This is a genomic window from Nonomuraea recticatena (assembly GCF_039533245.1).
GTDB classification, from domain to species: Bacteria; Actinomycetota; Actinomycetes; order Streptosporangiales; family Streptosporangiaceae; genus Nonomuraea; species Nonomuraea roseola.
The window spans coordinates 228,666-245,610 of record NZ_BAAATE010000005.1 but is presented as its reverse complement, the minus strand read 5'-3'; the positions used below and the strand labels follow the sequence as shown (position 1 = coordinate 245,610).

Annotated in this window: 15 protein-coding genes; 14 read left to right on the top strand and 1 reads right to left on the bottom strand. The window is 68.1% G+C overall.

Annotation, left to right across the window (positions count from 1 at the left end; all coding sequences use genetic code 11):
• Positions 1-3 precede the first annotated feature (3 nt).
• The 14 genes from ABFX50_RS12685 (at position 4) to ABFX50_RS12620 (ending at position 15,823) form a co-directional block, all read left to right on the top strand.
• Positions 4-555, top strand: coding sequence for a NuoB/complex I 20 kDa subunit family protein (locus tag ABFX50_RS12685; protein WP_183652055.1), 552 nt, complete (start codon positions 4-6; stop codon positions 553-555).
• A complete protein-coding gene (locus ABFX50_RS12680; protein ID WP_183652052.1) occupies positions 552-1,229 on the top strand; it encodes an NADH-quinone oxidoreductase subunit C in 678 nt (225 codons plus the stop codon). Before ABFX50_RS12685 ends, ABFX50_RS12680 begins: the two co-directional genes overlap by 4 nt.
• A gap of 46 nt (positions 1,230-1,275) precedes the next feature.
• Complete coding sequence (locus ABFX50_RS12675) at positions 1,276-2,601, top strand: NADH-quinone oxidoreductase subunit D (RefSeq protein ID WP_346146074.1); 1,326 nt, start codon at positions 1,276-1,278, stop codon at positions 2,599-2,601.
• Positions 2,598-3,254, top strand: a complete 657-nt coding sequence (gene nuoE, locus ABFX50_RS12670; protein WP_183652047.1) for an NADH-quinone oxidoreductase subunit NuoE — start codon at positions 2,598-2,600, stop codon at positions 3,252-3,254. Before ABFX50_RS12675 ends, nuoE begins: the two co-directional genes overlap by 4 nt.
• Positions 3,251-4,540, top strand: a complete 1,290-nt coding sequence (gene nuoF / locus ABFX50_RS12665; protein WP_346146072.1) for an NADH-quinone oxidoreductase subunit NuoF — start codon at positions 3,251-3,253, stop codon at positions 4,538-4,540. The genes nuoE and nuoF overlap by 4 nt, the downstream gene beginning before the upstream one ends.
• The gene (locus ABFX50_RS12660; RefSeq protein ID WP_346146071.1) at positions 4,537-6,909 is read left to right on the top strand and encodes an NADH-quinone oxidoreductase subunit G; all 2,373 of its coding nucleotides are present in this window, start codon (positions 4,537-4,539) and stop codon (positions 6,907-6,909) included. The genes nuoF and ABFX50_RS12660 overlap by 4 nt, the downstream gene beginning before the upstream one ends.
• Positions 6,906-8,246: an NADH-quinone oxidoreductase subunit NuoH gene (gene nuoH, locus ABFX50_RS12655; protein WP_183652038.1), complete on the top strand. Its 1,341-nt coding sequence runs from the start codon at positions 6,906-6,908 to the stop codon at positions 8,244-8,246. Before ABFX50_RS12660 ends, nuoH begins: the two co-directional genes overlap by 4 nt.
• Positions 8,233-8,748 carry an NADH-quinone oxidoreductase subunit NuoI gene (gene nuoI, locus ABFX50_RS12650; RefSeq protein ID WP_183652035.1) on the top strand — a complete coding sequence of 172 codons (516 nt, stop codon included), beginning with the start codon at positions 8,233-8,235 and terminating at the stop codon, positions 8,746-8,748. Before nuoH ends, nuoI begins: the two co-directional genes overlap by 14 nt.
• A complete protein-coding gene (locus ABFX50_RS12645; protein ID WP_183652032.1) occupies positions 8,741-9,574 on the top strand; it encodes an NADH-quinone oxidoreductase subunit J in 834 nt (277 codons plus the stop codon). Before nuoI ends, ABFX50_RS12645 begins: the two co-directional genes overlap by 8 nt.
• A complete protein-coding gene (gene nuoK / locus ABFX50_RS12640; protein WP_183652029.1) occupies positions 9,571-9,867 on the top strand; it encodes an NADH-quinone oxidoreductase subunit NuoK in 297 nt (98 codons plus the stop codon). Before ABFX50_RS12645 ends, nuoK begins: the two co-directional genes overlap by 4 nt.
• 66 nt (positions 9,868-9,933) lie before the next feature.
• Positions 9,934-11,760, top strand: coding sequence for an NADH-quinone oxidoreductase subunit L (gene nuoL / locus ABFX50_RS12635; protein ID WP_183660264.1), 1,827 nt, complete (start codon positions 9,934-9,936; stop codon positions 11,758-11,760).
• Positions 11,760-13,277, top strand: coding sequence for an NADH-quinone oxidoreductase subunit M (locus ABFX50_RS12630; protein ID WP_346146067.1), 1,518 nt, complete (start codon positions 11,760-11,762; stop codon positions 13,275-13,277). Before nuoL ends, ABFX50_RS12630 begins: the two co-directional genes overlap by 1 nt.
• A 44-nt stretch (positions 13,278-13,321) precedes the next feature.
• Positions 13,322-14,824 carry an NADH-quinone oxidoreductase subunit NuoN gene (gene nuoN / locus ABFX50_RS12625; protein WP_346146456.1) on the top strand — a complete coding sequence of 501 codons (1,503 nt, stop codon included), beginning with the start codon at positions 13,322-13,324 and terminating at the stop codon, positions 14,822-14,824.
• A gap of 9 nt (positions 14,825-14,833) precedes the next feature.
• Positions 14,834-15,823 carry a polyprenyl synthetase family protein gene (locus ABFX50_RS12620; RefSeq protein WP_183652020.1) on the top strand — a complete coding sequence of 330 codons (990 nt, stop codon included), beginning with the start codon at positions 14,834-14,836 and terminating at the stop codon, positions 15,821-15,823.
• A 204-nt stretch (positions 15,824-16,027) separates the two neighbouring features.
• Here the strand turns inward: ABFX50_RS12620 and rarD are convergent, their stop codons facing one another.
• Positions 16,028-16,924, bottom strand: coding sequence for an EamA family transporter RarD (gene rarD / locus ABFX50_RS12615; RefSeq protein WP_346146065.1), 897 nt, complete (start codon positions 16,922-16,924; stop codon positions 16,028-16,030).
• Positions 16,925-16,945: the final 21 nt, after the last annotated feature.

Genomic DNA, 16,945 nt, shown 5'->3' with positions numbered 1-16,945 from the left:
ATAATGGGACTTGAAGAGAAACTCCCGAGCGGGTTCATCCTCAGCACGGTCGAAGCGGCCGCCGGGTGGGCCAGGAAGAACTCCGTGTGGCCGGCCACGTTCGGCCTCGCCTGTTGCGCGATCGAACTGATGGCAACCGGTGCATCGCACTACGACCTGGCGCGCTTCGGCATGGAGCGCGCTTCGGCGTCTCCTCGCCAGGCCGACCTGATGATCGTCGCCGGCCGCGTCTCGCAGAAGATGGCGCCGGTGCTGCGCCAGATCTACGACCAGATGGCCGAGCCCAAGTGGGTCATCGCGATGGGCGTGTGCGCCTCCAGCGGCGGCATGTTCAACAACTACGCCATCGTGCAGGGCGTCGACCACATCGTGCCCGTCGACATCTACCTGCCGGGGTGCCCCCCGCGGCCCGAGATGCTGATCGACTCGATCGTGAAGCTTCACGACAAGATCCAGAACATGAAGTTCGGCGCGCACCGCGCCAAGCAGATCGAGGAGCTCGAGCTGCAGGCGCTCCGCACGCTGCCCCTGATCGACCAGGAGGCCTCCAAGTGAGCGAGAACCTCCCCGAGGTGCCCAAGGAGCAGGTGCCCGAGGAGCCGGTGGCCCGCCAGGGCATGTTCGGCGCCAGTGGCACCGGCGACACCTCCGGCTACGCCGGCCTCGTCGTACGGCGGGCGCCCCGCCTGTCGACCCCCCGCCCCTACGGCGGATACTTCGACGAGGTCGTCGACAAGCTCGAGTCCTTCGTCGAGGACGGCGTCGAGCGCGTGGTCGTCGACCGCGGCGAGCTGACCCTCCACGTGAAGCGCGAGAAGCTGGTCGAGATCTGCCAGCGCCTGCGCGACGAGCCCGAGCTGCGCTTCGAGCTCAGCCTGGGCGTGAGCGGCGTCCACTACCCGCACCTGGCGGGCGAGGAGCTGCACGCGGTCATCCACCTGTGCTCCATCACGCACAACAGGCGCATCCGCGTCGAGGTGAGCGCGCCCGACTCCGACCCGCACATCCCCTCGACGGTCGGCGTCTACCCGACGCACAACTGGCACGAGCGCGAGACGTACGACTTCTTCGGGATCATCTTCGACGGTCACCCCGCGCTGACCAGGATTATGATGCCGGACGACTGGGACGGTCACCCGCAGCGCAAGGACTACCCGCTCGGCGGCATCCCCGTCGAGTACCGCGGCGCCGAGGTTCCCTCCCCGGACAACAGGAGGTCTTACGCGTGAGCGAGTTTGACGAGCTGAGCGTTGACGAGCGAAGCGAGGAGTACGCGTGAGCACCGGATATGACGAGGCGACCGAGGGCAAGGTCTACTCGGTCAACGGCGCCGACTGGGACGACGTCGTCGGCGCGGTGCGCGACTCCGAGGACGAGCGCCTGGTCATCAACATGGGCCCGCAGCACCCCTCCACGCACGGCGTGCTCAGGTTGATCCTCACCCTCGACGGCGAGTCGGTCACCGAGGCCCGTACCGGCATCGGCTACCTGCACACCGGCATCGAGAAGAACATGGAGTACCGAACGTGGACCCAGGGGACCACGTTCGTCACCCGCATGGACTACCTCGCGCCGCTGTTCAACGAGACCGCGTACTGCATGGGCGTGGAGAGGCTGCTCGGCATCGAGGACCGCATCCCCGAGCGGGCGCAGGCCATCCGCGTCATGATGATGGAGCTCAACCGGATCTCCTCGCACCTGGTCGCGATGGGCACGTTCGGCATGGAGCTGGGCGCGACCACGCCGTTCCTCTTCGGCTACCGCGACCGTGAAATGATCATGGACCTGTTCGAGTACATCACGGGTCTGCGGATGAACATGGCCTACGTCAGGCCGGGCGGCGTCAGCGTCGACCTGCCGGCGGGTACGGTCGACAAGGTCGGCGAGTTCCTCAAGGAGATGCCCAAGCGCATCAAGGACACCCGCAAGCTGCTCGACGAGAACCCGGTCTACACCCGTCGCACCAAGGACGTGGCCTACCTCGACCTGACCGGCTGCATGGCGCTCGGCATCACCGGCCCCATGCTGCGGGCTGCCGGCCTGCCGTGGGACCTGCGCAAGTCGCAGCCCTACTGCGGCTACGAGACCTACGACTTCGACGTCGCCACGCAGCAGAGCTGCGACGTCTACGGCCGCTACCTCGTCCGCATGCAGGAGATGGAGGAGTCGCTCAAGATCATTGAGCAGGCCCTCGACCGCATCGCGGGACCGCTGAAGAACAAGCCGGTCATGATCGAGGACAAGAAGATCGGCTGGCCCGCGCAGCTCGCGCTGGGCCCTGACGGCTTCGGCAACTCGCCCGACCACATCGCGCACATCATGGGCAGCTCCATGGAGGCGCTGATCCACCACTTCAAGCTGGTCACCGAGGGCTTCAGGGTCCCGGCAGGCCAGGCGTACGCGGCGGTGGAGTCCCCCCGCGGCGAGCTCGGCGCGCACGTGGTCAGCGACGGCGGCACCCGCCCGTACCGCGTCCACTTCCGCGAGCCGTCCTTCACGAACCTGCAGGCCGTACCGGCAACCTGCGAGGGTGGCCAGGTCGCCGACGTCATCGCGGCTGTGGCATCCATCGACCCGGTCATGGGAGGTGTTGACCGGTGAGTTACTCGCCGGACGTCCGGGAGCGTCTCGAGAGAGACGCCAAGGAGATCATCGGGCGCTACCCGAAGACGCGCTCGGCTCTGCTGCCGCTGCTGCATCTGGTGCAGTCGGAGGACGGCTACGTCTCCGAGCACGGACAGGAGTTCTGCGCGGAGATGCTCGGCCTGAGCAAGGCCGAGGTCACCGGTGTCGCGACCTTCTACACGATGTACAAGCGCAAGCCGATGGGCGACTACCACGTAGGCGTCTGCATCAACTCGCTGTGCGCCGTGCTGGGCGGCGACCAGATCTGGGAGGAGCTGTCGGAGCACGTCGGCGTCGGCCACGACGAGACGACCCCCGACGGCAAGGTGTCGCTCGAGCGCCTCGAGTGCAACGCCGCCTGCGACTTCGCGCCCGTGATGATGGTCAACTGGGAGTTCTTCGACAACCAGACGCCCGAGTCGGCCAAGCAGCTCGTCGACGACCTGCGCGACGGCAAGAGCGTCTCGCCCACGCGCGGCCCGAAGAAGCTCTGCACCTTCAAAGAGGCCTCGCGGGTGCTCTCGGGCCTGCCCGACGACCTGGCCGGTGACGGCCCGTCGGCGGCAGGTCCCTCGCTCGAGGGCCTGAAGGTCGCCAAGGCCAACGGATGGAAGGCCCCCGAGGCATGAGCACCACCCTTACTCCGGTCCTCACCGCGAACTGGGACCAGGCCAACTCCTTCACGCTGGAGGGCTACGGGCCCTACGACGCGGCGAAGAAGGCGCTCGGCATGGATCCCGACGCGGTGATCCAGGCCGTCAAGGACTCCGGTCTGCGCGGCCGAGGCGGCGCGGGCTTCCCCACCGGCATGAAGTGGGGCTTCATCCCGCAGGGCGACGGCAAGCCGCACTACCTCGTCGTCAACGCCGACGAGTCGGAGCCCGGCACCTGCAAGGACATCCCGCTGATGATGGCCAACCCGCACTCGCTGGTCGAGGGCATCATCATCACCTCCTACGCCATCCGCGCCAACCACGCCTTCATCTACGTGCGCGGCGAGGTGCTGCACGTCATCCGCCGGCTGCACGCGGCCGTGCGCGAGGCGTACGAGAAGGGCTACCTCGGCAAGGACCTCTTCGGCTCCGGTTACGACCTGGAGCTGGTCGTCCACAGCGGCGCGGGCGCCTACATCTGCGGCGAGGAGACGGCGCTGCTCGACTCGCTGGAGGGTTTCAGGGGTCAACCGCGCCTCAAGCCTCCGTTCCCAGCCGTGGCGGGCCTGTACGCGTCGCCCACTGTGGTGAACAACGTGGAGTCCGTGGCCAGTGTTCCCTCGATCATCGCGAACGGCGCCGACTGGTTCGCCTCGATGGGGACCGAGAAGTCCAAGGGCTTCGGCATCTTCTCGCTGAGCGGCCACGTCACCCGTCCGGGCCAGTACGAGGCCCCGCTCGGCATCACGCTGCGCGAGCTGCTCGACATGGCGGGCGGCATCCGCGAGGGGCACCAGATCAAGTTCTGGACCCCTGGCGGCTCCTCCACGCCGATCTTCACCGACGAGCACCTCGACGTCCCCCTCGACTTCGAGGCGGTCGGCGCGAAGGGCTCGATGCTCGGCACCCGGGCGCTGCAGATCTTCGACGAGACCACCTGCGTGGTCCGTACGGTGCTGCGCTGGACCGAGTTCTACGCCCACGAGTCGTGCGGCAAGTGCACGCCGTGCCGTGAGGGCACCTACTGGCTCAAGCAGGTGCTCAAGCGCCTGGAGGCCGGCCAGGGCACCGAGGACGACCTCTCGCTGATCACCGACATCGCCGACAACATCCTGGGCCGCTCCTTCTGCGCCCTGGGCGACGGCGCCACCAGCCCGATCCACTCGTCGGTGAAGTACTTCCGCGACGAGTACCTCAAGCACTTCGAGGTCGGCGGCTGCCCGTTCGACCACAAGAAGTCCACCTTGTGGGGTGACAAGTGACAACGACAGCCGTAGAGACCCAGGTCGTCACCCTCACGATCGACGGCTTCCAGATCTCCGTGCCCAAGGGCACGCTGATCATCAGAGCGGCCGAGCTGCTGGGCATCCAGATCCCCAGGTTCTGCGACCACCCGCTGCTCGACCCCGCCGCCAACTGCCGCCAGTGCCTGGTCGACATCCCCGACGCGGGCAACGGCCGCGGCTTCCCCAAGCCGCAGCCGTCGTGCGCGATCGAGGTCGCCCAGGGCATGGTCGTGCAGACCCAGCTCACCTCGCCGGTGGCCGAGAAGGCGCAGCGCGGCGCGATGGAGCTGCTGCTCATGAACCACCCGCTGGACTGCCCGGTCTGCGACAAGGGCGGCGAGTGCCCCCTGCAGAACCAGGCGATGTCCAACGGGCAGGGTGAGTCGCGCTTCCACGAGCACAAGCGCACCTTCCCCAAGCCGCTGCCGCTGTCGACGCAGGTCCTGCTCGACCGTGAGCGCTGCGTGCAGTGCGCGCGGTGCATCCGCTTCTCCGACGAGATCGCGGGCGACCCGCTCATCGACTTCTTCGAGCGCGGGGCCAAGGAGCAGGTGGGTGTCGCCGACGGCAAGCCGTTCGACTCCTACTTCTCGGGCAACACGATCCAGATCTGCCCGGTCGGCGCGCTGACCAGCGGTGCCTACCGCTTCCGCGCCCGCCCGTTCGACCTGGTCTCCACCCCGAGCGCCTGCGAGCACTGCGCGTCCGGTTGCGCCCTGCGCACCGACCACCGCCGGGGCAAGGTCACCCGTCGTCTGGCCGGCATGGACATGCAGGTCAACGAGGAGTGGAACTGCGACAAGGGCCGCTTCGCCTTCACCTACGCCACGCAGCCCGATCGGCTCAAGACGCCGCTGGTCCGCAACGAGGAGGGCCTGCTGGTCCCCGCGTCGTGGCCTGAGGCGCTCGCCGTCGCGGCCGCCGGTCTGGCCAAGGCGCGCGGCAAGGCTGGCGTGCTGGTCGGCGGCAGGGTGACCGTCGAGGACGCCTACGCCTACGCCAAGTTCGCCCGCGTCGCGCTCGGCACCAACGACGTCGACTTCCGCGCCAGGCCCCACTCGGCCGAGGAGGCCCAGTTCCTGGCGCACGCGGTCGCCGGCAAGGGCATCGAGATCTCCTACACCGACCTCGAGCAGGCGCCCGCCGTCCTGCTGGTCGGGTTCGAGCCCGACGAGGAGTCGCCCATCGTCTTCCTGCGCCTGCGCAAGGCGTGGAGGAAGAAGGGCCTCAAGGTCACCTCGATCGCCCCGTTCGCCACCGAGGGCCTGGCCAAGATGGGCGGCACGCTCATCAGGACCACGCCGGGCGGCGAGGCCGACGCGCTCAACGAGCTCGGCTCCGTGGCCGAGGGCACGATCATCCTGGCGGGCGAGCGGCTGGCCGCCGTCCCCGGCGCCCTGTCGGCGCTGGTACGGCTGAGCGCCGCCTCCGGCGCGAAGCTGGCCTGGATCCCGCGCAGGGCGGGCGAGCGAGGAGCCGTCGAGGCGGGCGCGCTTCCCAACCTGCTGCCCATCGGCCGCCCGGTCGAGGACGAGTCGGCGAGGGCCGAGGTCGCCCGAGCGTGGAACGTCGGCTCCCTGCCGGCCGCCCCCGGTCGCGGCACCGACGCGATGCTCGCCGCGGCGCTGAACGAGGAGCTCGACGCGCTGCTCGTCGCGGGCGTCGACCCGCACGACCTCGCCGACCCCGAGGCGGCGCTGACCGCGCTGGAGAACACGCCGTTCATCGTCAGCCTGGAGATCCGCGCCAGCGCGGTCACCGACAGGGCCGACGTGGTCCTGCCGGTCGCCGCGGTGGCCGAGAAAGCGGGGACGTTCGTGAACTGGGAGGGCAGGGGCCGCTCGTTCGAGCGCGCGCTCAGGGTCCCCGGTCTCATGAGCGACCTCGGCGTGATCGGCGCCATCGCCGACCACATGGACGTGCACCTCGGCCTGCCGGACGCCGCTTCGGTCCGCAGGGAGCTCGGCGCTCTCGGCGCCTGGCGCGGCACGCGGGTCTCGGCGCCGAACGTCAACGCCAGGGCCCAGGGCTCGCCCCAGCAGGGCGAGGCCGTGCTGGCCACCTGGCACCAGCTCCTCGACGCGGGCAGACTGCAGGACGGCGAGCCGTACCTCGCGGGCACCGCTCGCGCCGTCGAGGCGCTGCTGTCGGAGAGCACCGCCGCCGAGATCGGCGTGGTCGACGGCGACAAGATCGTTATCGGTGAGACGGTGTCACTGCCCGTGCGCGTCGCCGACCTGCCCGACCGGGTGGTCTGGGTGCCGGCGAACTCCGCAGGCAGCTCGGTCTCGCGCGACCTGCGCGCGGTGGCCGGCGACATCGTCAAGATCGGGAGTGCTTCATGAGCCTGCCAGTCCTCGCGGTCGATCCGACCCTTGCCGACTTCGGCAAGGACCCGCTCTGGATCACCATCATCAAGGCGGTCGGCGTCTTCGCCTTCCTGATGCTCGGCATCCTGTTCGGCGTCTGGTACGAGCGTAAGCTGATCTCCCGCATGCAGAACCGCTACGGCCCCAACAGGGCGGGCAAGTTCGGCCTGCTGCAGTCGGTGGCCGACGGCATCAAGATGGGCCTCAAGGAAGACATCTTCCCCAACACCGTGGACAAGGTGCTCTACCTGCTGGCCCCGGTCATCATGGTGATCCCGGCCTTCCTGGCCTTCTCGATCACGCCGTTCGGCCCCATGGTGAACATGTTCGGCGTGCAGACGCCGCTGCAGCTGGTCGACCTGCCGGTCGCGGTGCTGTTCATGCTGGCGATGGGCGCCGTGTCGGTCTACGGCGTGGTGCTGGCCGGATGGTCGTCCCGCTCGCCGTACGCGCTGCTCGGCGGTCTGCGGTCGGCGGCCCAGGTGGTCTCCTACGAGATCGCGATGGGTCTGTCGTTCGTGGCGGTCTTCCTGTTCGCGGGCACGCTGTCCACCTCGGAGATCGTGGCGGCCCAGGCCTCGGGAGGGGAGTTCTTCGGGATCCCGATGCCCTCCTGGTACGTGATCCTGCTGCTGCCGTCCTTCCTGATCTACGTGGTCTGCGCCTTCGGTGAGGCCGCCCGCATCCCGTTCGACCTGCCCGAGGGCGAGGGCGAGCTGGTCGGCGGCTTCCAGACCGAGTACTCCTCGTCGCTGAAGTTCGCGCTGATCATGATGGGTGAGTACCTGCACACGTTCACCGCCTCGGCGATGGCGATCACGCTGTTCCTCGGCGGCTGGCGGGCACCGTGGCCGATCTCGCTCTGGGACGGCGCGAACACCGGCTGGTGGCCGTTCCTGTGGTTCCTCATCAAGTTCATCCTGGTGTTCTCCTTCGTCGTCTGGGTCCGCGCCTCGCTTCCGCGAGTGCGTTACGACCAGCTGATGGCGCTGGGCTGGAAGGTGCTGATCCCGCTGAACCTGGCGTGGATCATGCTCGTCGCCACCGTCAAGCTGATGAGGGACGAGACCGGCGCCGTCGACAAGACGCCAGTGATGATCATCGGAGCGATCGTCATCGTCGGAGCCTTCGCCATCTGGTGGCGCTTCGACACCGTGAACCAGCGCCGCAAGGATGCGGAGAAGGCAAAGGTCGCCGCCGAGTTCGAGCAGCTCGCCGCCGAGCCGACGGCCGGTGGCTTCCCTGTGCCGCCGCTTGACCTGCCGCACTACCACGGGGTGGAGCGCAAGGAGGTTCCCAGTGGGACTAACTGATTTTCTGAACCCCGTGAAGGGGTTCGGCGTGACCTTTCACACGATGTTCAAGAAGCCGGTCACGACGAACTACCCGGAGGAGAAGAAGCCGACGGCTCCTCGCTTCCACGGTCGTCACCAGCTGAACAGGTGGCCTGACGGCCTGGAGAAGTGCGTCGGCTGCGAGCTGTGCGCATGGGCGTGCCCCGCGGACGCGATCTTCGTCGAGGGCGCGGACAACACCGAGGACGAGCGGTTCTCGCCCGGCGAGCGCTACGGACGCACCTACCAGATCAACTATCTGCGGTGCATCCTGTGCGGTCTGTGCATCGAGGCGTGCCCGACCAGGGCGCTCACGATGACCAACGAGTACGAGCTCGCCGACTCCAGCCGAGAGAGCCTCATCTACACCAAGGAGATGCTCCTCGCGCCGCTCACCCAGGGCATGGAGCAGCCTCCGCACCCCATGCGGCTCGGCGACACCGAAGAGGACTACTACCGCTTGGGGCGCGATAATGGGTGAGACCATTACGTTCTGGGTGCTCGCCGTCGTCTCCGTCGGCGCGGCGCTCGGAATGATTTTCAGCCGTAAGGCGGTCTACTCGGCGCTCCTCCTCGGCGGCGTCATGCTGTGCCTCGCGGTGCTCTACGCCGTGCAGGAGGCGCCCTTCCTCGCCGCGGTGCAGATCATCGTCTACACCGGCGCGATCATGATGCTCTTCCTGTTCGTGCTCATGCTGGTGGGCGTCGACTCGGCCGACTCGCTGGTCGAGACCCTGAGGGGGCAGCGCGTCTGGGCGGGCCTCGCCGGGATCGGCTTCGCCGTCCTGGTGATCCTGGCCATCGGCAACGCGCTGTTCGTGCCCGAGCCCGCGGGGCTGGCCGCCGCCACCGAGCAGGCGGGCGGCAACGTCCAGGCGCTGGCGAGGCTGGTGTTCACCCGCTACGTGTTCGCCTTCGAGGTCACCTCCGCGCTGCTCATCACCGCCGCGCTCGGCGCGATGGTGCTGGCGCACCGCGAGCGGCTCGAGCCGAAGGCCACGCAGAAGGACATGGCTCGCGCCCGCTTCGCCGAGGGCGACCCCTCGCCGCTGCCGGCACCGGGCACGTACGCCAGGAACAACGCCATCGACATGCCCGCGCTGCTGCCCGACGGCTCGGTCTCCGAGCTGTCGGTCAACCGCCACATCGCGCGCTACGACGTCGAGCGGGGCCACCTGCCCGATGACCCCAAGCTCGCCGAGGCGCTCAAGCACGCGGTCGAGGAGGAGCCCGTGACCGAGCGGAGCCACAGGCACGAGCAGGCTTCGTCGCAGGAAACCGACTCGCAGGCCGAGGTGACCAAGTGACCACCGAGTACCTGGTCCTGTCGGCCCTGCTCTTCGCGATCGGCGCGCTCGGCGTGCTGATCAGGCGCAACGCGATCGTGGTCTTCATGTGCGTCGAGCTCATGCTCAACGCCTGCAACCTCGCGTTCGTCACCTTCGCCAGGATGCACGGCAACCTCGACGGTCAGATCATCGCGTTCTTCGTGATGGTCGTGGCCGCCGCGGAAGTCGTGATCGGTCTGGCCATCATCGTGACGATCTTCCGAACCCGCAGGTCGGCATCCGTGGACGATGCCAACCTGCTGAAGTACTAAGAGGTGACAGTGGAACCGGCTGAGATCATCCCGCACTCCGGTGGAGTGATCGGGGCCTCCTGGCTGATGATCGCACTGCCCCTCTTGGGCGCGGCGATCCTCCTGCTCGGCGGGCGCCGTACCAACGCATGGGGGCACTACCTCGGTGTCCTGATGTCACTGGGTTCGTTCGTCGTCGCGGTGCTCGCCTTCCTCCAGCTCGCTGGTGGTCGTTACAGCATCCGCCTTTTCGACTTCATTCCCGGCATCGCCGACATCAGCCTGCTGGTCGACCCGTTGTCCATCAGCTTCTGCCTGCTGATCACCGGTGTGGGTTCACTGATCCACATCTACTCGATCGGCTACATGTCGCACGACCCCGACCGTCGCAGGTTCTTCGCCTACCTGAACCTGTTCGTCGCGGCCATGCTGCTGCTGGTGCTGTCGTCGAACTACGTCGGACTGTTCATCGGCTGGGAGGGCGTCGGTCTCGCCTCCTACCTGCTGATCGGCTTCTGGCAGTTCAAGCCCACGGCGGCCGCCGCGGCCAAGAAGGCCTTCATCGTCAACCGTGTCGGCGACTTCGGCCTGCTGGTCGGCATCTTCCTGATGTGGACCACGTTCGGCTCGCTCGCCTTCGGTGACATCTCCGGCAAGGTCGGCGAGGCCTCGCAGGGCACGCTGACCGCGATCGGCCTGCTGCTCCTGCTCGGCGCCTGCGGCAAGTCGGCCCAGCTGCCGCTGCAGTCGTGGCTCCTGGACGCGATGGAGGGCCCGACCCCGGTCTCGGCCCTCATCCACGCCGCGACCATGGTCACCGCCGGTGTCTACCTGGTGGTCCGCTCGGGCTTCATCTTCGAGGGCGCGCCCACCGCGCAGCTGGTCGTCACCATCGTCGGCGTCGCGACGCTGCTGGCCGGTGCGATCATCGGTTGTGCGAAGGACGACATCAAGAAGGGCCTGGCCGGCTCGACGATGTCGCAGATCGGCTACATGATGCTCGGCGCGGGCCTCGGCCCCGCCGGCTACGCCTTCGCGATCGGCCACCTGATCACGCACGGCTTCTTCAAGGCCAACATGTTCCTCGGCGCCGGATCGGTCATGCACGGCATGAACGACGAGGTGAACATGAGGAAGTACGGCGGCCTGTTCTCCGTGATGAAGGTGACCGCGGTGACCTTCATCATCGGCTACCTGGCGATCATCGGTTTCCCGCTGCTGTCCGGTTACTTCACCAAGGACGGCATCATCGAGACCGCGATGCACCACAACCAGATCCTCGGCTGGCTCGCCGTCGCCGGCGCGGGCCTCACCGGCTTCTACATGTCGCGGATGGTCTTCATGACCTTCTTCGGCAAGCGTCGCTGGGACTCCGAGGCGCACCCGCACGAGTCGCCCGCCGTCATGACGGTCCCGCTGATCATCCTGTCGATCGGCTCGATCTTCCTCGGTGGCTACCTGGTGCTGAGCAACAGGCTGATGCTCTTCCTCGCCCCCGCTGTCGGCCGGCCGGAGGAACTGCCCGTCTTCCACTGGAACAGCGTCGCGGGACTCGCGACGCTGGCGCTGGTGGCCGTGGGCGCCGTGCTCGCGTGGTTCAAGTACGGCAAGGCGGAGGTCCCCGAGGTCGCTCCTCGTGGCTCGTTCGTCACCGTCTTCGCGCGGCGTGACCTGTACGGCGACGCCCTCAACGAGGCGCTGCTCATGCGCCCCGGTCAGTGGCTCACCCGCATCGCGGTGTTCTTCGACAACCGCGGCATCGACGGCCTGGTCAACGGGCTGGCGGCGACGATCGGCGGCTCGTCGGGACGGCTTCGCCGCCTCCAGACGGGCTTCGCGCGGACGTACGCGTTGTCCATCCTCTTCGGCGCTGCCGTACTGGCGGGCGCTCTGCTCCTCGTAGGGAACCTGTGATGCCCTGGCTTACGATCCTGATGGCGGTGCCCGTGGTGGGCGCCGTCCTGGTGGCCCTCACGCCGAAGGGCAACGACAAGCTGGCCAAGCAGCTCACGTTGGCCGTCTCCGTCGTGGTGCTGGCGCTGACCATCGCGATGGCGGTGCAGTTCAGCCCGAAGGGTGACCGCTTCCAGTTCGTCGAGACCTACGAGTGGATCCCGCGCTTCGGCGTCCACTACGGCGTCGGCGTCGACGGCATCGCCCTGGTGCTGATCGCGCTGTCCGCCGTGCTGGTGCCGATCGTGGTGCTGGCCTCGTGGCACGACGCCGACGCGCCGAGCGCCAAGCGCTCGGTGAAGACGTACTTCGCGCTCCTGCTGGTGCTCGAGGCCATGATGATCGGCGTCTTCGCGGCGACCGACATCTTCCTCTTCTACGTCTTCTTCGAAGCCATGCTGATCCCGATGTACTTCATGATCGGGTCGTACGGCGGAGCCCAGCGGTCCTACGCGGCCGTCAAGTTCCTGCTCTACTCGCTGTTCGGCGGCCTGCTCATGCTGGTCGCGGTCATCGGCCTCTACGTGGTCGCGGGCAAGAACACCTTCATGTTCCCCGAGCTGATCGGGGCCATCCAGGACCCGACCACGCAGAAGTGGCTGTTCGCCGGCTTCTTCTTCGCGTTCGCGGTGAAGGCGCCGCTGTGGCCGTTCCACACCTGGCTGCCCGACGCGGCAGCCCAGGCTCCCGCGGGCGCGGCCGTGCTGCTGGTCGGCGTGCTGGACAAGGTCGGCACGTACGGCATGCTCCGCTTCTGCCTGGAGCTGTTCCCTGACGCGTCGAAGTTCTTCACGCCGCTGGTGATCGTGCTGTCGGTGGTCGGCATCATCTACGGCGCGATCGTGGCCATCGGACAGACGGACATGAAGCGCCTGATCGCCTACACCTCGATCTCGCACTTCGGCTTCATCGCCCTCGGCGTGTTCGCGATGACGAACGACGCGGGCGCGGGCGCCACGCTCTACATGGTCAACCACGGCTTCTCGACCGGCGCGCTGTTCCTGATCGCCGGGTTCCTCATCGCGCGGCGTGGCTCGCCGCACATCGAGGACTACGGAGGCGTGCAGAAGGTCACACCGAAGCTCGCGGGCGTGTTCCTCATCGCCGGCCTCTCCGGTCTGGCCCTGCCCGGGCTGTCGTCCTTCGTCAGCGAGTTCATGGTGCTGGTCGGCACCGCCGAGCGGTACATGGTCCCCGCGATCATCTCCGCGAGCGGCGTGGTCCTGGCGGCCATCTACATCCTGTGGATGTACCAGCGCGTCGCGGGCGGTCCGACGGCCGAGCCCGTCAAGGAGTTCAAGGACCTCAACGGCCGCGAGCTGTGGGTCGTCGCCCCGCTGATCGCCCTGATCATCGGGCTCGGCTTCTACCCCAAGCCGCTGCTTGACGTGATCAACCCGGCCGTGGACCACACCCTGGTCTCCGTCCAGGTGGAGAAGTTCACCCCGGCGATTGCCGAGAAGGGGGCCGGACAGTGAATGGCATCCAAGCGCCGACGATCGAGTACGGCACGCTCGCGCCGATGCTCGTCATCTTCGGCGCCGCGGTCATCGGCGTGCTGGTCGAGGCGTTCGCGCCGCGCTACCTGCGCAAGTCGATCCACGTGCCGCTGACGCTGCTCAGCACGGCCGGCGCCTTCGTGCTGGTCATCTTCCAGGTGATCGGCGGCGTGCCGACCACGGCAGCGGCCATGGGCGCCGTCGCGGTGGACGGTCCCGCGCTGTTCTTCTGGGGCGTCATCCTCGTCCTGTCCTTCGTGAGCGTGCTGCTGGTCATCGACGACGAGCACTTCGTGGCCTCGGCCGCGGCCGTGCCGGGCAGCGCGGCCGAGGAGGAGGCGGAGATCTCCGGTGGCGCGCACACCGAGGTCTACCCGCTGATCCTGTTCGCGGTCGGCGGCATGCTGCTGTTCGCCTCGTCGAACGACCTGCTGGTGATGTTCGTCGGCCTCGAGGTCATGTCGCTGCCGCTGTACCTCCTGTGCGGCCTCGCCCGCCGTCGCCGCCTGCTGTCGCAGGAGGCGTCGATGAAGTACTTCCTGCTCGGCGCGTTCTCCTCGGCCTTCTTCCTGTACGGCATGGCGTTCGTGTACGGCTTCGCCGGCTCCGTCGACCTGTCGAAGATCAACGACGCGCTCGGCACGGTCGGCGGGCTGGACACGGTGCTGCTGATCGGCCTGGGGCTGCTCGGCGTCGGCCTGCTGTTCAAGATCGGCGCCGCGCCGTTCCAGGCGTGGAAGCCTGACGTCTACCAGGGCGCCCCGACCCCCGTCACGGCCCTCATGGCCTCGGGTACCCTCGTCGCGGCCTTCGGGGCCGTCCTGAGGGTCTTTTGGGTGGCTCTGGGCAACCTCGACTGGGACTGGCGTCCGGTCATGTGGGGCGTCGCGATCCTGACCATGATCGTGGGTGCGGTTCTGGCCATCACCCAGACCGACATCAAGCGCATGCTGGCCTACTCCTCGATCGCGCACGCGGGCTTCCTGCTCATCGGCGTGATCGCGACCAGCCCCGACGCCGAGGGCAACGCCACCTCGCTGTCGGCGATCATGTTCTACCTGCTCGTCTACGGCATCACCACGGTCGGCGCCTTCGCGGTCGTCACGATGGTGCGCGACGCGGGCGGCGAGGCCACCCACCTGTCGAGGTGGGCCGGGCTCGGCAGACGGTCGCCGATGCTGGCGGGCGTGTTCGCCTTCTTCCTGCTGGCCTTCGCCGGAATCCCGCTCACCAGCGGGTTCTTCGGGAAGTACGCGGTCTTCGCCGCCGCCGTGGCCAACGGCGCGACGCCGCTGGTCGTCGTCGGTGTGGTCTCCTCGGCGATCGCCGCGTTCTTCTACGTTCGCGTGATCGTGCTGATGTTCTTCAGCGAGCCCGCGGCCGACGGCCCCACCATCGCGGTGCCCACTGCGGCCACCGCGGCTGTTATCACTCTTGCGGCAGCAGTTACGGTAGTGCTGGGGGTTTTCCCGCAGCCTGTCCTGGATCTCGCCGACAAGGCTGCCTCTGCCTTGTTTATCCGCTAAGGGGAATGTATGTCCGCGCCACCGGTTGTTGATCTGCCCATCGACGATGAGCGGTTGGCGCAAGACCTGGCCAGCGGTCTCGCGTCTGTCGAAAAGCTGCTGCGCACGTCGGTCGAGAGCGAGGACGCCTTCGTCACGGAGGCGTCCAAGCATCTCATCGAGGCGGGCGGCAAGCGCTTCAGGACGATGATGGTGCTGCTGGCCGCGCAGTTCGGCGATCCCTCCGCGCCGGGCGTCGTGCCCGCCGCGGTGGTGATCGAACTGACCCACCTGGCCACGCTCTACCACGACGACGTCATGGACGAGGCGCCGGTCCGCAGAGGCTCGCCCTCCGCCAACGCCAGGTGGGACAACACCGTGGCGATCCTCACCGGCGACTTCCTGTTCGCGCAGGCGTCGGAGATCCTCGCAGACCTCGGCGCCGAGGCCATCAAGATCCAGGCGCAGACGTTCTCCCGCCTCGTGCGCGGGCAGATCCGCGAGACGATCGGCCCCTCCGCCGGCGACGACCCCGTGGCGCACTACATCAGGGTCCTGGCAGACAAGACCGGCTCGCTCATCGCCACCTCGGGCCGCTTCGGCGGGCTGCTGGCGGGGGCCTCTCCCGACGTGGTGGAGCGGCTCTCCAACGCCTGTGAGGCGATCGGCGTGGCCTGGCAGCTCGGCGACGACCTGCTGGACGTCGCCTCCACCTCCTCCGAGTCGGGGAAGACGCCCGGCACCGACCTGCGTGAGGGCATCAGGACGCTGCCCGTGCTCTACGCGCTGGAGTCGTCGCCCTCCTCGCGGCTGCGCTCGCTGCTGAGCGCGCCCGTGGCGGAGTCCGACGTGGACGAGGCGCTAGAGCTGCTCAGGGCGGACCAGGGGATGGCACGGGCCAGGCAGGAGCTCGACTCGTGGGTGAACAGGGCCCGGAGCCAGCTGGCGGAGCTGCCTGACATCCCGGCCAGGTCGGCCTTCCTGTCGCTGTGCGACTACGTGGTCGAGCGGTCGGGCTGACGCCTTCTCCCTGGGTGCCGCGACGACTTCTCTGGATGCCCCATGCCCTGGCGGCTTCGTTGGATGCCCCCGCCGTGACGACCTCTTCGGACGCCGTGACGGCGGGGACCGGAGTTCTGCTGGGCGGCGCGCCCGCGGTGGGGGGAACCCTGTGACCGCGGGGGCGCCGTGGGGGGCTTGCCGTACGGGGGCTTCCAGAGAGGGTCAGGCCGGCTGCAGCTCGGCCGCGCGCCGGGCGCGCGCCGAGCGGAGGCTGTCGTAGGTGAAGACCGCCAGCGCCAGCCACACGATCGCGAATCCCGCCCACCGGCTCGGCGGCATGGTCTCCTTCACGATCAGGACGCCCACCAGGAACTGCAGGATCGGGGCGATGTACTGCAGCAGGCCGATCGTCGTCAGCGGCACCCTGATCGCGCTGGCCGTGAAGAACAGCAGCGGCACCGCCGTCACCACGCCGCCGCCCGCCAGCAGGAGCGCGTGCCACGGACCGTGGTCGCCGAACGTCGAGCCGCCCGACTGCTCCAGGTAGACGAGGTAGGCCAGCGCGGGGGCCAGGAGCACGAGCGTCTCGACCGTCAGGCTCTCCGCGGCCCCGACGTTCGCCTTCTTCTTCACCAGCCCGTAGATGCCGAAGCTCATCGCCAGCGTGAGCGCGATCCACGGCAGCCGGCCGTAGTCGATGGTCAGCACGAGTACGGCCAGCGTCCCGAACCCCACCGCGACCCACTGCAGGGTCCGCAGCCGCTCCTTGAGCAGGATCACCCCGAACAGCACGCTCACCAACGGGTTGATGAAGTAGCCGAGCGCCGACTCCACCACGTGTCCCGAGTTGACCCCGTAGATGTAGGTGCCCCAGTTGACCGTGATGAGCACCGCCGCCAGCCCGAGCAGTCCGAGCTGCCTGCGCGTCAGCTGCCTGAACCACGACCAGTGCCTGCGCACCGCCAGGATCGCCACGACGGCGACCAGCGACCACGCCATGCGGTGGGCGAGGATCTCGATCGCTCCCGAGGGCTTCAGCAGGGGCCAGTAGAGCGGAAAGAGTCCCCACAGGACGTAGGCGGCCACCCCGTAGAGGACTCCGCGACGTTGGTCAGGCATGTAACCGATTTTTACGCCTTA

Bases quoted from the DNA above. Each gene is read 5' to 3' on its own strand.
- ABFX50_RS12685 (WP_183652055.1), top strand. From the start codon at position 4: ATGGGACTTGAAGAGAAACTCCCGAGCGGGTTCATCCTCAGCACGGTC.
- nuoF (WP_346146072.1), top strand. From the start codon at position 3,251: ATGAGCACCACCCTTACTCCGGTCCTCACCGCGAACTGGGACCAGGCC.
- nuoH (WP_183652038.1), top strand. From the start codon at position 6,906: ATGAGCCTGCCAGTCCTCGCGGTCGATCCGACCCTTGCCGACTTCGGC.
- ABFX50_RS12645 (WP_183652032.1), top strand. From the start codon at position 8,741: ATGGGTGAGACCATTACGTTCTGGGTGCTCGCCGTCGTCTCCGTCGGC.
- nuoL (WP_183660264.1), top strand. From the start codon at position 9,934: ATGATCGCACTGCCCCTCTTGGGCGCGGCGATCCTCCTGCTCGGCGGG.
- ABFX50_RS12630 (WP_346146067.1), top strand. From the start codon at position 11,760: ATGCCCTGGCTTACGATCCTGATGGCGGTGCCCGTGGTGGGCGCCGTC.
- nuoN (WP_346146456.1), top strand. From the start codon at position 13,322: ATGCTCGTCATCTTCGGCGCCGCGGTCATCGGCGTGCTGGTCGAGGCG.
- ABFX50_RS12620 (WP_183652020.1), top strand. From the start codon at position 14,834: ATGTCCGCGCCACCGGTTGTTGATCTGCCCATCGACGATGAGCGGTTG.
- rarD (WP_346146065.1), bottom strand. From the start codon at position 16,924: ATGCCTGACCAACGTCGCGGAGTCCTCTACGGGGTGGCCGCCTACGTC.